15 protein-coding genes and 1 tRNA gene are annotated in these 16,811 nt (G+C 66.3%); 6 read left to right on the top strand and 10 right to left on the bottom strand.

What is annotated here, in order from left to right; translation table 11 throughout:
* Positions 1-571 precede the first annotated feature (571 nt).
* The 3 genes from CH339_RS24735 (at position 572) to CH339_RS16105 (ending at position 3,561) form a co-directional block, all read left to right on the top strand.
* Positions 572-1,504, top strand: coding sequence for a tripartite tricarboxylate transporter substrate binding protein (locus CH339_RS24735; RefSeq protein ID WP_170138553.1), 933 nt, complete (start codon positions 572-574; stop codon positions 1,502-1,504).
* Between the two features lies 1 nt (position 1,505).
* On the top strand, positions 1,506-1,973 hold the full coding sequence (locus CH339_RS16110) for a tripartite tricarboxylate transporter TctB family protein (RefSeq protein ID WP_111435395.1): 468 nt from the start codon (positions 1,506-1,508) through the stop codon (positions 1,971-1,973).
* Between the two features lie 109 nt (positions 1,974-2,082).
* Positions 2,083-3,561, top strand: coding sequence for a tripartite tricarboxylate transporter permease (locus CH339_RS16105; RefSeq protein WP_111435394.1), 1,479 nt, complete (start codon positions 2,083-2,085; stop codon positions 3,559-3,561).
* Here the strand turns inward: CH339_RS16105 and CH339_RS16100 are convergent.
* Positions 3,529-4,449, bottom strand: a complete 921-nt coding sequence (locus CH339_RS16100; RefSeq protein WP_111435393.1) for a LysR family transcriptional regulator — start codon at positions 4,447-4,449, stop codon at positions 3,529-3,531. The two genes, CH339_RS16105 and CH339_RS16100, sit on opposite strands and share 33 nt — an antisense overlap.
* Positions 4,450-4,567: 118 nt before the next feature.
* Between CH339_RS16100 and CH339_RS16095 the strand changes: the two genes are divergently transcribed.
* The gene (locus CH339_RS16095; protein ID WP_306461183.1) at positions 4,568-5,341 is read left to right on the top strand and encodes a LamB/YcsF family protein; all 774 of its coding nucleotides are present in this window, start codon (positions 4,568-4,570) and stop codon (positions 5,339-5,341) included.
* On the opposite strand, the gene CH339_RS16090 is transcribed toward CH339_RS16095, so the two are convergent.
* Positions 5,334-5,834, bottom strand: coding sequence for a TlpA family protein disulfide reductase (locus CH339_RS16090; protein WP_170138552.1), 501 nt, complete (start codon positions 5,832-5,834; stop codon positions 5,334-5,336). The two genes, CH339_RS16095 and CH339_RS16090, sit on opposite strands and share 8 nt — an antisense overlap.
* A gap of 57 nt (positions 5,835-5,891) precedes the next feature.
* Here CH339_RS16090 and CH339_RS24400 point away from each other — a divergent pair, with 57 nt between their 5' ends.
* Complete coding sequence (locus CH339_RS24400) at positions 5,892-6,215, top strand: c-type cytochrome (RefSeq protein WP_170138551.1); 324 nt, start codon at positions 5,892-5,894, stop codon at positions 6,213-6,215.
* Positions 6,216-6,264: 49 nt separating this feature from the next.
* Here CH339_RS24400 and CH339_RS16085 read toward each other — a convergent pair whose 3' ends face one another.
* From CH339_RS16085 to CH339_RS16055, 7 genes are all read right to left on the bottom strand, one after another.
* Entirely contained in the window at positions 6,265-6,753 is a 489-nt protein-coding gene (locus CH339_RS16085) for a TlpA family protein disulfide reductase (protein ID WP_184443263.1), read from the bottom strand.
* Positions 6,754-6,764: 11 nt separating this feature from the next.
* The gene (locus tag CH339_RS16080; RefSeq protein WP_244669140.1) at positions 6,765-7,475 is read right to left on the bottom strand and encodes an ABC transporter ATP-binding protein; all 711 of its coding nucleotides are present in this window, start codon (positions 7,473-7,475) and stop codon (positions 6,765-6,767) included.
* Positions 7,476-7,479: 4 nt separating this feature from the next.
* Positions 7,480-8,637 carry an ABC transporter permease gene (locus CH339_RS16075; RefSeq protein ID WP_111435389.1) on the bottom strand — a complete coding sequence of 386 codons (1,158 nt, stop codon included), beginning with the start codon at positions 8,635-8,637 and terminating at the stop codon, positions 7,480-7,482.
* Positions 8,627-9,931, bottom strand: coding sequence for an ABC transporter permease (locus CH339_RS16070; RefSeq protein ID WP_111435388.1), 1,305 nt, complete (start codon positions 9,929-9,931; stop codon positions 8,627-8,629). The genes CH339_RS16075 and CH339_RS16070 overlap by 11 nt, the downstream gene beginning before the upstream one ends.
* Positions 9,932-9,934: 3 nt before the next feature.
* Complete coding sequence (locus CH339_RS16065; protein WP_111435387.1) at positions 9,935-11,398, bottom strand: Fe-S-containing protein; 1,464 nt, start codon at positions 11,396-11,398, stop codon at positions 9,935-9,937.
* A 168-nt stretch (positions 11,399-11,566) separates the two neighbouring features.
* Entirely contained in the window at positions 11,567-12,073 is a 507-nt protein-coding gene (locus tag CH339_RS16060) for an iron transporter (protein WP_170138549.1), read from the bottom strand.
* 223 nt (positions 12,074-12,296) lie between these two features.
* A complete protein-coding gene (locus tag CH339_RS16055; protein ID WP_201241021.1) occupies positions 12,297-14,258 on the bottom strand; it encodes an FTR1 family iron permease in 1,962 nt (653 codons plus the stop codon).
* A gap of 603 nt (positions 14,259-14,861) precedes the next feature.
* Between CH339_RS16055 and CH339_RS16050 the strand changes: the two genes are divergently transcribed.
* Complete coding sequence (locus CH339_RS16050) at positions 14,862-16,220, top strand: MFS transporter (RefSeq protein WP_111435385.1); 1,359 nt, start codon at positions 14,862-14,864, stop codon at positions 16,218-16,220.
* Positions 16,221-16,505: 285 nt separating this feature from the next.
* On the opposite strand, the gene CH339_RS16045 is transcribed toward CH339_RS16050, so the two are convergent.
* Positions 16,506-16,595 (bottom strand) — tRNA-Ser (locus CH339_RS16045).
* Positions 16,596-16,811: the final 216 nt, after the last annotated feature.

Genomic DNA, 16,811 nt, shown 5'->3' with positions numbered 1-16,811 from the left:
CTTGAAAATATATACATATTCTACGTGTTATTCTTCATCCGGCGGTAACCGAACACGCGCCATCGAACGGATCGCATCCCGCCGGCAGGCGGTGTCGCGCTACACGGCCGGTTCGCGGCATCGGACCCGAAATCGGCCGGCGATGTCCGGATCGGACGGCCGCCTCGGCCTGAACTTCGGCCGCGGCGTGTGCGGTTCGGGCCTCACCTTGTTCCGGGCGTGGCGCGACCGCCTCGCGGCCCCGCATCCGGGAAAAAATCGGAGGCAAAGAGCGAATTGGCCCATCCCGGCGGCAGAACGACCCTTCCGCCACGACGGGTTGCGAGCGGTGCCGAACGGGCCTCGACCGGCCAGCTACGCCGCCCCGGGTCCCGGTGAAACGAAACGGCCTCGGGCGCGGGAAATGGCGCCGGTTGTGAGCCACCGGCCGGTGGCGGAGGCCGGGGCTTTATGTGTCCTATGCATCATGTGGCCATATAAAAATGCATTGGACAGCATAAGAACTCCTTGTTTTCATCATGCCTACAAAATTGGCAAGACAGCGAATTGCTGCGACAGAGAGGAGCCAAAAATGAAACGATCGTTCCGGAACCTTGCATGCTTCGGGTTGGCACTGGCGGTCATGAGCGGACCGGCCCTTGCGGAATTCCCCGAAAAGGAAGTCACCATCACCGTCGGCTTCGGCCCCGGCGGCGGCGTCGACACCATCACCCGCGCCGCGTCCGATGCGCTGTCGGAATCCCTCGGCCAGCCGATCGTGGTCCAGAACCAGCCCGGCGCGGGCGGCGGTCTGGCGCTGACGGCGCTGAAGGCCAAGCCCGCCGACGGCTATCACCTGGCCGCGGCGATCTCCACCACGGTGTCCTTCGATCCGCATTCTGCCAATGTCAGCTATGGCATTGACGACTTCACCTATATCGGCGCCTTCGGCGTCTTCCCCGAGGCGCTCGTCGCCCTGCCGTCGCGCGGATGGAAGAACTTTTCCGACGTCATCGCCGCCGCCAAGAAGGCCGAGAACGGCCTGACCTATGCCTCCACCACCTCGCTCGACCGCGTCGTGATGAAGTCCATCTCGGCCAAGGAAGGCGTCACGCTGAAGCCGGTGCCGACCAAGGGCGGCGCCGAGGCCGTCGCCGAAGTGCTCGGCGGCCATGTCGACTACGCCTACAGCTCGGGCGCCTATTATGCCCAGGCCAAGGCCGGCGAACTGATGGTTCTCGCCGGGCTCGGAACGGATCCGGTTCCCGGCTTTGAAAGCGCGCCGACCCTGAAGAGCCTCGGCTACGACATTTCCAGCGTCAACATGGTCATCTACGTCGCCCCGGCCGGCATCCCCGACGAGGCCAAGGCCGAGCTCGTCAAAGCCTTCGAGGCCGCGGCGACGTCGAAGACCGTTCTCGATATCCTCGCCAAGCGCAATATGGGAAGCTACATCCTGACCGGAGACGACTTCGACAAGCAGATCCGGGCACAGAGCGCCCAGTTCAAGGCGGCGATGGAGTAGCATGACGACACCGTCCACAGGACGCCGGGACGGGCCGCATCCATGGATGCGGCCCATTGCCGAATTCGCAGTCGTCTTCGGCCTTTGCGTCGTCGTCCTTTTCGTCGTCATCCCGGCGGGCACCGCCGAGAGCGACAATTTCGGCCTCTCGCCGCGCATGTTGCCGATCGCGACCACCGCGGCGATCGCGCTGTTTTCCGTGATCACGCTGGTCTCCGGCCTGTTCCCGCTGCGCGGCAGGCGAGGAGATCAACCCGTCCCGACGCGGGGGATGCTGGGCGTCGTCCTTCTGTCCCTTGCGGCCCTTGCCGGCGTCGTGCTGATCGACCAGGCCGGCCTTCTCATCGGCGGCACGGCCCTCGTGCTCATGGCGTCGCTGGCGATCGGCGAGCGGCGCCCTCTCGCACTCCTCGGCATGGGGCTCGGCGCCGTCGCCGTGCTTCTGCTCGTGGACTGGTCCGGTCTTTGAGGCCTATCGATGCCGGGCGCCCGGGCGCGAAGCCGCCCGCACGAGCGTGACCGCAGCGCGACAACATGAAGACCGGGCCGGGTCATGGCTTGGCAAATGAGTTCCGTCCATGGACGTTTTCCTTCAGGGCGCGCGTGACGCCCTTACCTTCTCGGCCATTCTCTCCGTCATCGGCGGCATCCTGCTCGGCTACCTGGTCGGCGTCCTGCCGGGCCTCAGCCGGCCGGCGGCGCTCTCCGTTGCCGTGCCGCTCACCTATGCCATGTCGCCGATCGGCGCGATCGCCTTCCTCGTCGGGGTGACCAAGGCGAGCGCGGCCGGCGGCGCCACCGGCGCGATCCTCCTCAACACCCCCGGCGAGCCGAGTTCGGCGGCCACCACCTTCGACGGCTATCCGCTGGCAAAGAAGGGCGAGGCGACGCGCGCCCTCAAGGTCGCGCTCTATGCCTCGGTGTTCGGCGACCTCGTCGCCACCATCATCCTGATCCTGCTGGCCTCCTCGCTCGCCCGCTTCGCCCTGAAGATGGGCCCGGTGGAAATGACCGCCGTCATGATCTTCGCCCTCAGCTTCATTGCCGCCCTCTCCGGCACGTCGCTGACGCGCGGCATCATCTCCGGCGTGCTCGGCCTGTTGCTCGCCACCGTCGGGCTCGACCCGGAAAGCGCCACGCCGCGCATGACCTTCGGCTTCATCGAGCTGTTCGACGGCATTCCGCTGATCGCCGCCACCGTCGGCATGCTCGCCTTCACCGAGATGCTGCTGCAGGTCCAGGCGCTGTTCGCCAATCGGGGCGATGCCTCGGAGGCGACCGGGTTCGAGCGAGAGACGGACAAGTCGCTGCGGGCCGCCGATGTGAAGAGGGTGTTCCCGGTGACGCTGAGGGCGACCGGCATCGGCATTGCCGCCGGCATCATCCCGGGCCTCGGGCCGACCATCGGCGCGTTCCTGTCCTATGCGATCAACAAGCGCCTCGCCAAACCCGGCGATCAATATGGCGAGGGCGACCTCAAGGGCGTCGCCGCGACCGAGGCCGCGGACAACGCGGTGCTGCCGGCCAGCCTCATCCCGCTCTTTGCCATCGGCCTGCCGGGCAGCGTCTCGGCTGCGATCCTGGTCTCCGCCTTCATGCTGCACGGTGTCCAGCCCGGCCCGCTCGTCTTCGAGCAGCACCCGAGGCTGATCTACGGCATCTATGTCTCTATGATCATCGCCAGCCTGGTGATGCTGGTGGTCGGCCGGCTCGGCCTGACGCTGTTTGCCCGCGTCACCATGGTGCCGGCGCGGTTCATCATCCCGTTCGTCGTGCTGTTTTGTGTCGTCGGCACCTATCTGGAGCGCGACACGGTGTTTTCCGTCTTCACCATGCTGGCGCTCGGCCTTCTCGGCTTCGTCATGCAGCGCTTCGGCTACTCGGTCATCACCTTCCTGATCGGCTTCGTCATCGGCCCGCTGTTCGAGCTGTCGTTGCGCCAGGCCCTCATCGTCACCAACCACTCGCCCCTCGCCGTCGTCGACCATCCGATCGCGCTCGGCTTCCTCATTGCCGCGGTCGGCTCACTTTTCCTGTTTCTCCGCACCAAGCGTTAGCCCCCGTTCGCCGGCGACATCGACGAGTGCCTGAAAGAAGCGCTGGACGTAGGCCGGCCGGTAACGCCGCGGGTTCCAGAGCGCGGAGACCTCCGCGGAGGTCTGGCAGATGGTGGAGCGAAGCTCCACGGCATTGGCGATGTCGGTGATGTTCTGCGCCGACGAGGAGACGATCGCCACCCCGTGCCCGTCATGGGCAAGGGCGGCAAGGGTCTGGGTGCTGTCGCTTTCCAGCACGATCCGCGGCCGCACCCCATGGGCGGCGGCGGTCTGCTCGAACAGGTGCCGGGTCAGGAACCCCCGCCGCATCACCATCATCGGGTCGCGCGCGATGTCGTCGATGGTGATCGAGGCCATCGTCGCGCAGCGATGGGCGGGCGGCAGAACGGCAAAGAGCTGGGCGGAGAACAGCGGCTGGCCGACGAGGATGTTGCTGATGCCGAGATTGGCCACCACCATGTGCGCCGCGCCGTGCTCGACCATTTCCACCAGTTCGTCGTTGTTGCCCTCGCTGACCATCAGGTCGACCTTGGGGTGGATGGTCCGGAACCGGGCCATCGCCGGCGACAGCAGCCAGGCTGTCGTCTGCGGCGAGGCGCCGATCCTGAGGGCGCCGCTCTGGTCCGGCTCGCTCTGCCGGGCGCGGTGCATGAGATCCTGCGCCCGCTCCAGAAGCTCCGACGCCTGGGCAGCGAAATCCGCACCCTCCGCCGTCAGCACAAGACGCTTTCCGACGCGCTCGAACAGCGCAACGCCGAGCTTTTTCTCCAGCGCCTGGATCTGCCGCGACAGGGCCGGCTGGCTGAGGTTCACCGCGTTGGCGGCGCTGGTGATGTTCAGGCACTCCGCGACCGCCACGAAGTTCCTCAATTCCCGCAGTTCGAGCACAGGGCGCTCCGACTATGTTTCAGATGCATAAGGAAATCTTCCATAAATGCATTGGACACACAAGGGAGCCCTGCGCAGGATTGGTCGCACAACAGCATGTGTGTGCATGAAAATCTCTTTGAACGCAGATATGGGCGAGAGCTTCGGGCCCTACCGGATGGGCGACGACCAGGCGCTCATGCCGTACGTCTCCTCGGCTAATATTGCCTGCGGCATGCATGCCGGAGACCCCAACGTGATGGCCGCGACGATCGACCTTGCCCGTGAGCACGGCGTCACGATCGGCGCCCACCCGGGCTTCGGCGATCTGCACGGCTTCGGCCGCCGCCGCATCCCGATGACGCCCCCGGAGATCGAGCATCTGGTGACGTACCAGATCGGCGCCCTGCAGGCGCTTGCCGCGGGGCGGGACGTGCGTGTGGAGTTCGTCAAGCCGCACGGCGCGCTCAACAACATGGCACATGAGGAAAGCGACGTTGCCGACGCGGTTGCCCGCGGCATCCGCGCTGCAAGCCGCGATCTCCTCTTCGTTGCCAATTGCCTGTCGGAAATGACCCGCGCCGCGGACAGGGCCGGCCTGCAGGTCGTGCACGAGGCCTATGCGGACCGCCGCTACGCGCCCGATGGTCGGCTGTTGCCGCGGAGCGCGCCCGAGGCCGTCATTCGCGACCCGGCCGATGCCGCCCGCCAGGTCCTTGCCATGCTGGACGCCGGATGCCTGATCGCCGCCGACGGAACGCGGCTTTCGACCCCGATCGACACCTTCTGCCTCCACGCCGACGAGGCGACGGCGCTTGAGGTCGCAAAGGGCGTGCGCGGCGAACTCGACCGCACCGGAATCGCCGTCGTCGCCATTGCCGGACCCGGCGGGAGCCGCATCGGACTCACCTGAGGTCGGCGAGCCGCGTTTCCAACTGGCCGGGCCGGAGCTCGCCGACGATCCGGTCGCGGACGATGCCGTTGCCGTCGATGATATAGGTCGTCGGGAAGAAATTGACCTGGTAGCGGGTCGAGGCGACGAACACCTCGTCGAAGGCAAAGTCGAAGGTGACGCCGGTCTCGGCGATAGTGTCGCGGATGATCCGCGGGCCGCCGCCGATATTGACCGCCAGCACGTGCACCCCGTCGCTCATGTGCTTTTCGTGGAAGGCCTGGATCTTCGGCATTTCGGTGAGGCACGGGGCGCAACCGCCCTGCCAGAAATTGACGACCGTGACGTCGCCGCGGAAATCGGCGAGCCGGACGGTGTTGCCATCAAGGTCGATGGCGCCGAGTTCCGGCGCCGCCTCGCCGACCTTTGCCGTTGTCTCACCCTGGCAGCCGGCAAGTGCGAAGCCGAGACATAACACCGCTGCGGCCGCGCCCATATTGCGGATGCCTCTCATTGGCGGCATCGTGTGGCCATGTCCGCCACCGCGAATCCAGTCGAGCGAGTTCTGAGCATGCCGCGTCCCTTTCCGATCACCCTGGCGTTTCTGGTTCTCTCGTCGTCCGTCGCGGCCGCAGACGATGCAGCGCTCATTGAACATGGAAAATCCCTTTACGCGGAGCGCTGCGCCGCCTGCCATGGCGGTGACGGCCGCATGAAGGCGCTCGGCCGCTCCAAACGCCTTGCCACGGTGCCGACGGATGAGGTCGTCGCAAAACTCCGCGAATACCAGGGTCCGGGCGAGCACAAGGCTATGCAGGACAAGATGAAGAGCGGGCTCGGCGACGACGGCATCGCCGCGCTCGCCGCCTATATCGCGACCTTCCCGAAGCCCTGAGGTCCTTTTGCGGCTAGCCATCTTTCCGCCCGTCCGTCCCGGCCGTCTTTCAAAGAAAACCGGCGACCTTTTGCGTCAGCGTCTCTTCGGTCACCGGCCCGTTGATGCGCTCGCGGACGACGCCTTCGCGGTCGATCAGGAAAGAGGTCGGCGCGAACGCGACGCCATAGTGCTTGGTGGAGATCTTCAGCTCGTCCGACACCAGCGGATAGGCGAGGCCGAGCCGGCGGTTGGTGTTGCGGATGGTGTCGACGTCCTGGCCGATATTGACGGCGAGCACTTCCAGGCCCTCGTCGCGATAGCGCCGGTAGACCTGGTCGATCTCCGGCATCTCGGCAAGGCAGGGGCCGCAGCCGGACCACCAGAAATTCACGAAGACGACCTTGCCGCGCATCTCCGACAGCTTTACCGGCCGGCCGTCGAGATCCATCACCGTCAGGTCGGGCGCCGCCTTGCCGACCTCGACGGTCGCCTCCGGCTCGCAGGCGATGAGGAACGCGGAGGCAAGGATCACGAGAAAAAACCGCAGCATCGTCATGGTCCCCTTCCTCATCCGTCCAACTTGCCGTGGCGCAGGCGGATGGTGCGGTCGGCGAGCGCTCCCATCTCCGGATTGTGGGTGACGAGGGCGATCGTCCGGCCGTCCTCGTGCAGCCGCTGCAACAGTTCGATGATCAGCTTCTCGTTCTCCTCGTCGAGATTGCCGGTCGGCTCGTCGGCAAGGATGATGGCCGGCTCGTTGACGAGGGCGCGGGCGATGCAGACCCGCTGCTGCTCGCCGCCGGAAAGCTGTGACGGCAGATGGCTGGCGCGGGCGCTAAGGCCGACGCTCTGGAGGATCTCCATCGCCTCGTCGGCGTCGGCGACGCTGTGGTAGTGCTGGGCCAGCATGACGTTTTCCAGCGCCGTGAGATACGGAATGAGGTGGAACTGCTGGAAGACGAGGCCGATCTTCTCGCGCCGGATCACCGCCCGCTCCGGCTCCGTCAGCGTCGAGACGTCGAGCCCGTCCAGCCGGTAGGTGCCGGCGCTCGGCGTGTCGAGGCAGGACAGGATATTGAGGAGCGTGGTCTTGCCCGATCCGGACGGGCCCATGATGGCGACGAACTCGCCCTCGCGGATGCAGATGTCGACGTCGTCGAGCGCAGCGACAGTGCCGAACTGTTTGGTCAGGCCGTCCGTCTCGATGACGGGCTTGGAGGTTCGCGAATAATCGCTCGCGAACATCGCGGCGGTGTCGAAATCAATCCTTTTGTCCATAAGATTACTCTCCTTTCAGAACGCGGGCGGGAACGACGCCGATCGCGCTCCGGATCGGGATGACGGCGGCAGCAATGGCCGCAACGAGCGAGATGCCGACGGTCAGCGGCACGACGAGGGGGCGCAGGGACACCCAGGCGCTGAACACCGTCTGGCCGAGGACCTGGGCCAGCGCGAAGCCGACGACGAGGCCGAGCGCGACGCCGACAAGGCAGATCAGCACCGTTTCGGCGAGGAACTGCAGCACGATCGCCCGGTCGTCGGCGCCGAGCGCCTTCTGCAGGCCGATCTCGGGCGTGCGCTCCACCACCATCGCCGACAGGATGGCGTTCACGCACAGCGTGGTGATGACGAGGATGATCGCCGCGACCAGCGCCATGAAACCCTCGATCTTGTCGAGGATGCGCCCGTCGGACTGGGAGATCTTGCGGATCGGCTTGGCCTCGACCTCGGGGAACTGGGTGTTGATGCGCGCGGCCAGCGCGTCCGCCTCCGTCCCTTCGGCGACGACGCTCAGCATGGCGAGGTCGATGCGCCCGCCGGTGCCGAAGATCTTTTTCGCCAGCGACATGTTGACGAACATCTGCTCGTCGGCGGCCTCGCCGGTCTCCACGATGCCCTTGACCCGAAGCTCGGTCCGGAACGTCTTGTCGCGGTTGAAGACGGTGACCGTCTTGCCGACGGTCAACTCCATCTTGTCGGCGAGCCCGCGCCCGACGATGCAGTTGCGCTCGTCGAAATCGACGGTGATCCAGCCGCCTTCGGGCTGCCAGTAGGGCGAGATGGCTTTGAGGCCCGTAAAGTCAACGCCGGCGAGCACCGCATTGCCGAGGTCGAGGCGCACGACGCCATAGAGGAAGGGGCTGGCGCCGGCCAGCTTCTCCTCCGGAACGGAGGCGACGATCCTGCGGTAGGCGGCAAGGTCGAAGCGCCGGTCGGGGCTGGAAGCCGCGGGGCCGACGAAGAAATTCGCTCCGTAGGCGCGCAGCTCCTCGCTCATCTTGCGGGAGATGTCGAGATAGAGGCTGGTCAGCGCAAAGACCACCGCCGCGCCGACCATGATCGAGGCGACGGCGATGGCGGCGCGGCCTTTCCTGACGGTCAGCGCCTTGACGAGCATCCGCCACAGGAAGGCGGAGCGAAGCTTGGAATTAACGGCCATAGAGCACCTCGACCGGCATCAGCCGTGTGATCGAACGCGCCGGCAGGATCGAGCCGGCAAGGGCAGTGGCAACGGAAACGGCGATGACGACGGGAACCGCGATCCAGTGGAAGGCGAGGCTGGATCCGAACACCGCCCAGCCGACCGCCTGGGAAAGGCCGGAGCCCGCCAGGAAGCCGAGAATGCCGCCGACGACGCCGATGATGACGGCCTCGGTGAGGAACAGGAGATGGATCTGCCACTCCGCGGCGCCGAGCGCCTTCATCAGGCCGATCTCGCGCGCCCGCTCCATCACCGCGGTGTTCATCAGCGAGGAGACGCCCATCGCGGCCGAGGCGAAGGCGGCGAGCGTCACCACCAGCATCAGGACCTGCAACTTGCCGATGACGACGCCCTCGCCGGCCGCGACCTGCCAGACGGGCCGGGCCGAAGCGTTGATCACCGCCTCCTCGATCTGGTGGGCGATGGAGCTGACGAAGGCGCTGCAGTACCAGACGTCGTATTCGGAGGTGCTGAGGGAGTCCTGATCGCGGATCGCCTTCCGCGACAGCTCGTTCTCCGGAATGGTGAGCGCGCTGACGCTGACCGACTGCACCTTGCCCTGGAGGCCGGCGAGCGCCTGCACGGCGCCGAGCGGGGCGACGATGGCGTTGTCCTCGGCCTCGCCGGTGGCAAGGATGCCGGTGATCCGGTAGCTCGCCTCAGCCGATCCGCCCGACCCTTCCGTCGGCCGGGTGACGCCGATGGTGTCGCCGGCCGCAACGCCGAGACGACGGGCCAGCGACCGGCCGATGAGCACTTCGGATGCGGACTCGTCGTCCGGCCAGGCGCCGGTCACCTGCCAGTAGGGATGGGTGATGCGCACACCGGTGCGATACTCCTCGTCGCTCGGCAGCGGCATGGATTTCCTGAAATAGGTGCCGATCAGGGAGACGCGGCCTGCGTCCTTGCCGGCGATTTCCACCGGCACGTCCAGGAACGGCGCCAGGCCGACGATGTTGTTGCTCCAGAAGATGTCCTTGATCTTCGTGAGTTCGGCCTCGTCGAGGTAGTCGCGGCCCTTCAGCGGGTTGAAGTCGACGCCGCCGATCTTCAGCGGGATGTTTTCGCTCTTGGGGACGACTCGGATGTTGGAGCCGTAGGCCTTCATCTCCTTTGCCATCTTGTCGCCGACGTCGACGGAAAGGTTGAGGAGCGTCGTGATCAGGGCGGCGGCGAGCGCCACGGTGATCGCCGCCAGCGCCTTGCGCTTGCGCCCCTCGAAGAACGACTGCCGGATCATGCGCAGATACATCGCCTATCCTCGCGTCTGGTGGCCCTGGACCCGGTAGAGGCGCCCCTCGACCTCGCCGGCATATTTCTCCGGCTCGGCCTTGAACGCATCGTAGGAATCCTGGGATTCGAAAAAGAAGGTGTTGCCCTTGAAGTCGTAGCGGTAGGGCGCTTCGAGGTTGATCAGGTCGTTGCCGGTCACCGGGTCGGTGACGGTGATCGCGACCACCTCGGAGAAGTATTTGGCGCCGCGCTCCAGCTCGCGCGCGGCGATGACGATGTCGCCGCCGTCCTCGGCGTGTTCCAGCGGGATCGGATTGCAGCCGCCGGCCTTGCCGATGGAGGGCACGAAGACGCGCACATTGCAGGCGATGCAGATGACGTCGTTGCCGTCCTGGATGTAGCCGTCGTCGCCGCAGATCATGCAGGCGTCATAGACGACGCCGATCTTCACGTGGTCCTCGTCGTAGCGGTTGATCAGGAAGAACCGGACCCGGTGACCGTCGGAGGCGATATAGGCGAAGCGGTAGAGCTTGCCGTCCTTGACGCTGTCGATGGGGACGCGGACGACACCCTCATCGTTCGGCACGGCGGCCTCGGCCTTCGACAGGGTCGGCGGCAGCGAGGCGTAGAGGTCGTAATAGAGGAGTGTCACCGTCAGGAACGTGCCGACGGCAAGCGTCGCCCGCAGCCAGCGCGCCTCACCGAGGGCAAAGGCCCGGCGCTTGCGCCGTTCCGCCCGTCCGTCGCTCGCCTCGCTCATGCCGTCGTCGCTTGAAGGACGAGCAAGGAAGAAAGCCACGGCGAGGAGTGCCAGCAGGACCAGCGCGCCATAGCCGGTCGAGCCGCCATACTGGGTCGCCTTGGCGACGAAGCTGACGCGGCCCGAGGTCACCTCAAGGAGGCCCATCTGCAGGGCGCCGAGCATGACCTCCGCGCCCCAGGTCGCGGCAAGGACGGCGGCGGCGGCAACGAGGACGCCGGTCGCCGTGCGAACCACCCGCCGACTCATATGGGCAACGAACGCCGTCAGCGCGGTCATGAGAATGGCACCGAGGGCGACGGCCGCCGAATTGGCGATGAGTTCGGTGTTGAGGACGGCGGTCGCCGTGAAGCTGCGGTCGGCCGTGCCGGAAAGGACGTCGAACATTGCCTGGAATGCCAGAACAGCGGCAACCCCGATCGTGGCAATCACGAACCAGACGCGGCGCCGGTCGGCAAGGCGCCAGCGCAGCACCGCCAGCACCAGTGCGCCGACGAGCGCCGCGATGGCGACGATCCGGATGACGGTCTTGGCGCGAACCTCGACGCCGTTTGCCGCGGCAAGGCCATAGACAACCCAGCCGACGCCGAGCGCCGCCGCGACCGCCCATGCCGCTGCAACGACATCGCGCCGCTTGGTCTCGCCGGGCGCCAGCGCGACGAGAATCCCGGTGATGAGGGCCGCCGGCAGGAACGCCTCGGCGATATTTGTGAGATAGACAATCATGAAAGGCCGCTCCGCCGCCTCCGGGTCTGGTGGTGTTGCGGGACTATCGTCCCGGTCTTGAAGACGCCTTGAGGGACCCGCTCCGGGCAAACCCGGAACGAATCCCTGCAAAGGCTTTCTTGTCCGGCGGCGCAGGTCATGACAGCGCACCGCCGCATTGCGCGCCGGCTATTCGATCGGCACGTATTTGAAATCGTAGTCCGCGTCGAAGGCCTGGAACCACTTGCCGACGCCGCTCGCCTCGTCGGTGTGGCGGCCGAAGCCCTGGCGCGACGGCGGATCGACGTGGAAGGTCAGCTTGTAGTTGCCGGCGCCCGGCATCTTGATGTTGGAGCCGTAGTGCGGGCCGTCGACGGCGACCATCGGCATCAGGTTGCCGGCGATGACCTTGCCGGTATCCTGGTTTTCCAGCCGGTAGGAGACGGTAAGGTAGGGCACCCATTCGCCGGCGCCGAAGCCGTTGGCGTTGCCCTTCATGGCGTGGATGTCGGCTTCCAGGTGAATGTCGGCCTGGGAGGCCGGCAGGTCGATGCCGCGCGGTTCCATGTCGATCGGCTTCAGATAGACGGCGGCGACCTCAAGCGTGTTCAGTTCCAGCGCCTCGCCGATCGGGAATTCCTTGAACTCCTCGGCGTTCGCGGCGAGCGGCAGCGACAGGCCGATGGCCGTCGCCATTGCGAAAACACAATGCATTTTCATGATGTTCTGTCCCAAATGGTGTTGCCTGTTGATGCGATGCGTGTGCGCGCATCGCGACGTGACATCGTTGCGGTCGATTCTCTCCTTTCCTGTCCGCGTGACGTTTGGAGGTGGGGAATCGACGCTTCGCAATTGCTCATGAAAATCATTTGCAATTCTGTGACGGGAAGCGCCGGTGATCTGTCTCGGGCCCTTCCTGTCAGGAGGCTTTCAGTTCGGAGGCTTCGGTGGCGGGCTCCTTGTGCGGGGGCTTGCGGCGGCCGACGGCGACGAGCGCGAGCAGCGCGGCAGCGATGAGAACGGCCTGGGGCGCCAGGGTTTCCAGATAGGGATAGAGGCCGATGAACGGGATTTCCGGCATGCCGGGCACCAGTGTCGGCGCGATGATCTTGCCCTCGATCAGCTCCATCACGCCCTTGCCGGCGAAAACGAAGGCCATGTAGTAGAGCAGCGCGCTGGTCACCATGAAGAACGGCCGGATCGGCAGCCGCGCCGCGCCGAGGCGGAACGCGAGATAGATGACGGCAAGGCCGACGCAGCCGAGGGCAAAGCCGCCGACGATCGCCCAGAGGCCGGCAGACGTCTCGGCATTGGCGGTCAGCGCCTCGTAGAAGAGGACGGTTTCCGCGCCCTCGCGGTAGACGGCGAGGAAGCCGACGAACCACAGCGCCTTCAGCGATCCGGAGGACAGCGAGCGGGCCATGGTGTCCTTGATATAGGCCATCCACTTCTCGGCCTCGGCCTTGGAGATCAGCCAGTAGCTCATGGAGAAGAGGACGACGGTGGCGAGCAGCATGGTGGCGCCTTCCAGCACCTCCTGGCTGGCCGCGGAGACCTGGAACACCCATTTCACCAGCACCGCGGTGGCGACGCTGAGGGCGAGCGCGACGACGACGCTGTTGACGACGACGCCGAGCTTGTCGCGGTTGCCGGTCTTGACGAGGTAGGTGATGACCGCGGTGACGATCAGCATCGCCTCGAAGCCCTCGCGCAGGATGATCATCAGCGAATAGAGGAACAGCGCCCACGGCGTGTCGGAACCGCTGCCGAGGAGCGCAACGGCGGCGTCGAGGTCGGCGGACATGGTTGCGAGCGCCGCATCCAGATCACCGGCCGAAGCATCGCTCTTCATCAGGCCCATGAGCTTGCTGAAATGGGCCTCGATGCGGCTCATCAGGCCGGCGTCGCGCGCGCCCAGCGTGCTCTCCATGCCGGAGCCCTCGAAGACATCGAAATAGGCATCCTGAACGGCGCCAACCGCTTTGCCGGTGTCGCCGTCCTGATGCAGGGCTATGGCCTTTCGCATCTCGTCGAGCACATTGTCGGCAACGGTGCGCCAATTCCGTTCGCCGGTCTCCTGCGGGGCCTCTTCCACGACCGAGGTGCCCTCGATCAGCGGCAGGCCGGGCAGGACATCCTGCATGTCGTTGACCAGCACCTGGCCCGAGGCGCGCACCATGCGCGCCGGCTTGCCGTCGTCGACGAGCCCGGAGATGCGCCGGAATTCGGCGTTGTAGGCAACGTCCTGGGCCTGGCTGACATAGCGCCGGACGACGGTCTCCAGCAGCGAGTTCTTGTAGCCGTCGAACTGGGCCTCGGTGATGAGGTCGCGGGCCTTGTCCGGATCACCCGCCTCATAGGCGTCGGCAGCGCTGTCGATCAGCGCGCCGATCCGCTCGGTGACGCTGACCCAGTGCGGCTCGACGGTCTGCGGCTCGGCCGGGGCCGCCTGCGCCGTTTCGGGAGCCGTCGCCGCGCCGGCAGCGGGTTCCGCTTCCAGCACGTGGCCGCCTTCCAGCTCCGGCAGCACGGCCCAGATCGCCGCGATGTGAGCGTTGAGCCGCGCCTCGACCGTCTCGACCGGAGCGCCGTCGATGATCAGCTTGCGGATATCGCCGAATTCGCCCTCAAGGACGATGTTCTTCTTGGCCGAGACGTTGACGCGGATCGGCCCTTCCAGGTTCTCGAAAATCTCGAAATAGGAGCGTTGCACCTTGTCCTTGGCGCTGTCGGCGTCGCCTGCCCGGTAGTCCGCCGCGGCCTCGCTCAGCAGCGCCTCGATGCGCTCCATCATGCCGCGGTAGTCGGGCTCGGCGAGGCTATGGCCCGGCACTGCGGCAACGCAGATCAACAGGGCAAGGGCAATCACTCGAAAAAACACGTCTCGTCGCTCCACAGTCTCGCGCATCGACACGGCCGCCGCGCGGCCCGACCTGCGGGACTCCGGCGGCATGGCGTTTTGCAAAAGCCAATGCGTTTCAGTCGCAACACATTAGGCCCGGCCGGTCGTCTCCGGCTTTGATCCCGATCAAGTCGCCGCGGCAGGCCAGGCCCCCGCCGATGCGATCAGGTCATCTGTATAAAGCGTATTTGCAATTAATTCGCAATTGCATCCGGTAAATTGACTAGGTCCCGGACCATTTTTTGATGCGGAGCCGCCGCCGCGATATGCGCTGTTGCGAAGGTCCGGCGCGCGAAACCGCGCCTGCAAGGCGCCCGTGGGGCGCGGAATCTTGCCGCCCGCGGACGATGCCGCTTCCCCTCCGGACACGCCGCGTGCCTGCGCCCTGCAATTCGGCGGCCCGGCATGCGCGAAAAAAATCGCCGGACCCTGTGACCTTTTCGCGCGGGCCGCCATCGTAAACGGTGCCACGTGCCGCCATAATGCACCGATGGAATCCCGCGCCCGCTGAGTCCTGCGCCCGAGGGTTTCCGATCAACGGCGTACCTTTGCGCCCCTTGCACCATCGGACCGCTCTTCCAGATGTTTGCCGTTCTCGCCAATCCGACCTTCCGGCACCTGTTCCTGGCCCAGATCGTCGCGCTTCTGGGCACAGGCCTTGCCACGGTGGCGCTGGCGCTCCTTGCCTATGACCTTGCCGGCGACAGGGCGGGCACGGTGCTCGGCACGGCGCTCGCCATCCGGATGCTCGCCAATGTGGGCGTTGCCCCGGTCGCCGCGGCCGTGGTCGGTCTCCTCCCGCGCCGGGCGCTGCTGGTCGGGCTCGATCTCGTGCGGGCGGCGATCGTCGCCTTTCTGCCCTTCGTCACCGAGGTCTGGCAGGTCTATCTGTTGATCTTTGCCTTGCAATCGGCCTCCGCCGCGTTCACCCCGGCCTTCCAGGCGACCATTCCCGACATTGTCGACGACGAGGCGAGCTACACCAATGCCCTGTCGCTGTCGCGGCTCGCCTACGATCTGGAAAACCTCGTCAGCCCGGTGCTTGCCGCGGCCCTTCTGACGGTGATGGGCTTCCATTACCTGTTCGTCGGCACGGCGATCGGCTTTCTTGCCTCCGCCGCGCTGGTCGTCTCCGTGGTCCTGCCGGCGGCAACGGCAACCGAAACACGAAGCTTCTACGACCGGACCCTGCGCGGTCTGCGCATCTATCTGGCGACGCCGCGCCTGCGCGGGCTTCTGGCCGTCAACCTGGCGACCGCTGCGGCGGGCGCGATCGTCATCGTCAACACCGTCGTCTACGTCCAGGCTTCGTTCGGGCTCGGCGAGCGGGCAACGGCGCTCGCCCTTGCAAGCTTCGGGACCGGATCGATGCTGGTCGCGGTCCTGTTGCCGCGGCTGCTCACCCGCCTGTCCGACCGCAGCGTCATGCTGGGCGGGGCGATGCTGCTGTTTGTCTCCGCGACCCTTGCCGTCTTCCTCGGCGGCTACGCCATGCTGCTGGTGCTGTGGTTCGCCATCGGCGCCGGATTTTCCCTGGCGCAGGTGCCGTCCGGGCGGCTGTTGCGCCGCTCCGCGCACCAGGCGGACCGTCCGGCCGTCTTTGCCGCCCAGTTCGCCCTCTCCCATGCCTGCTGGCTGGTGACCTATCCGCTGGCCGGCTGGCTCGGGGCAAATGCCGGCCTTGCCGTGGCAGCCGGCGTTCTGGCAGCGATCACCGCGGTCGGCGGGTTGCTCGCCGTCGTGGTCTGGCCGGCCGCCGACGACGATGCCCCGGAGCACGACCATTCCGACCTTGCCGCCGACCACCCGCATCTTCTGGAAGGCGAACCCGCCGCGCCCGGCCGCCACCGCCACCCCTTCGTGATCGACGATTTACACGGCGAATGGCCGCGGGGTCGTCAGAGCGCGTCCGGTCCCGGCGGCGACGCGACCAACGCCTGAACCGCCCGGCTCACGGCACCTGAAAGAACTGCCCGACGGCGCGATAGTCGCGGCGCCGAGCCCAGTCCGAACCCGCAAGGGTTCGCAAGCCCGACCGGGCGTCGGCCGGTCTCGCTGCCCCCGCCGAGGCGTCGAGCGCAGCGAGACCGCCGTGAGCGAGAAAAATGCCGGACAAATGGGGAGAACGTTCGAACTCAAAGAGTTCGCAAGGCGAGCAGCCGCCCGAGCCGATGCGAGGTCCCGACTGGAGCGAAGCCCGGAGGGCGACAGCGCGAAGTCAGAAAATGGCGGAGGGAGTGGGATTCGAACCCACGATACGGTTACCCGTATACACGCGTTCCAGGCGTGCGCCTTCGACCACTCGGCCACCCCTCCGCGCGGCGCGCGAGGGCGCCGGAACAGGGCGGGACTATAGCGATGATGGCCGCGCTTTCAAGCGCTTCCGACAGCCAATGTAACGATCCGATGAAAATGAGTTGATGCCTCGCAAACCCTTTCCCGGGCAACGCCCATTGAGGCCGGCGGGCGACTGGACTAAATGACGACAGGACGAAGACAATTGAAATCCTTCCAAGGCGCGGATGCATCCGC

It is taken from the genome of Rhodobium orientis, assembly GCF_003258835.1.
Taxonomy (GTDB): Bacteria; Pseudomonadota; Alphaproteobacteria; order Rhizobiales; family Rhodobiaceae; genus Rhodobium; species Rhodobium orientis.
This window is presented reverse-complemented; position numbering and strand designations above follow the sequence as displayed.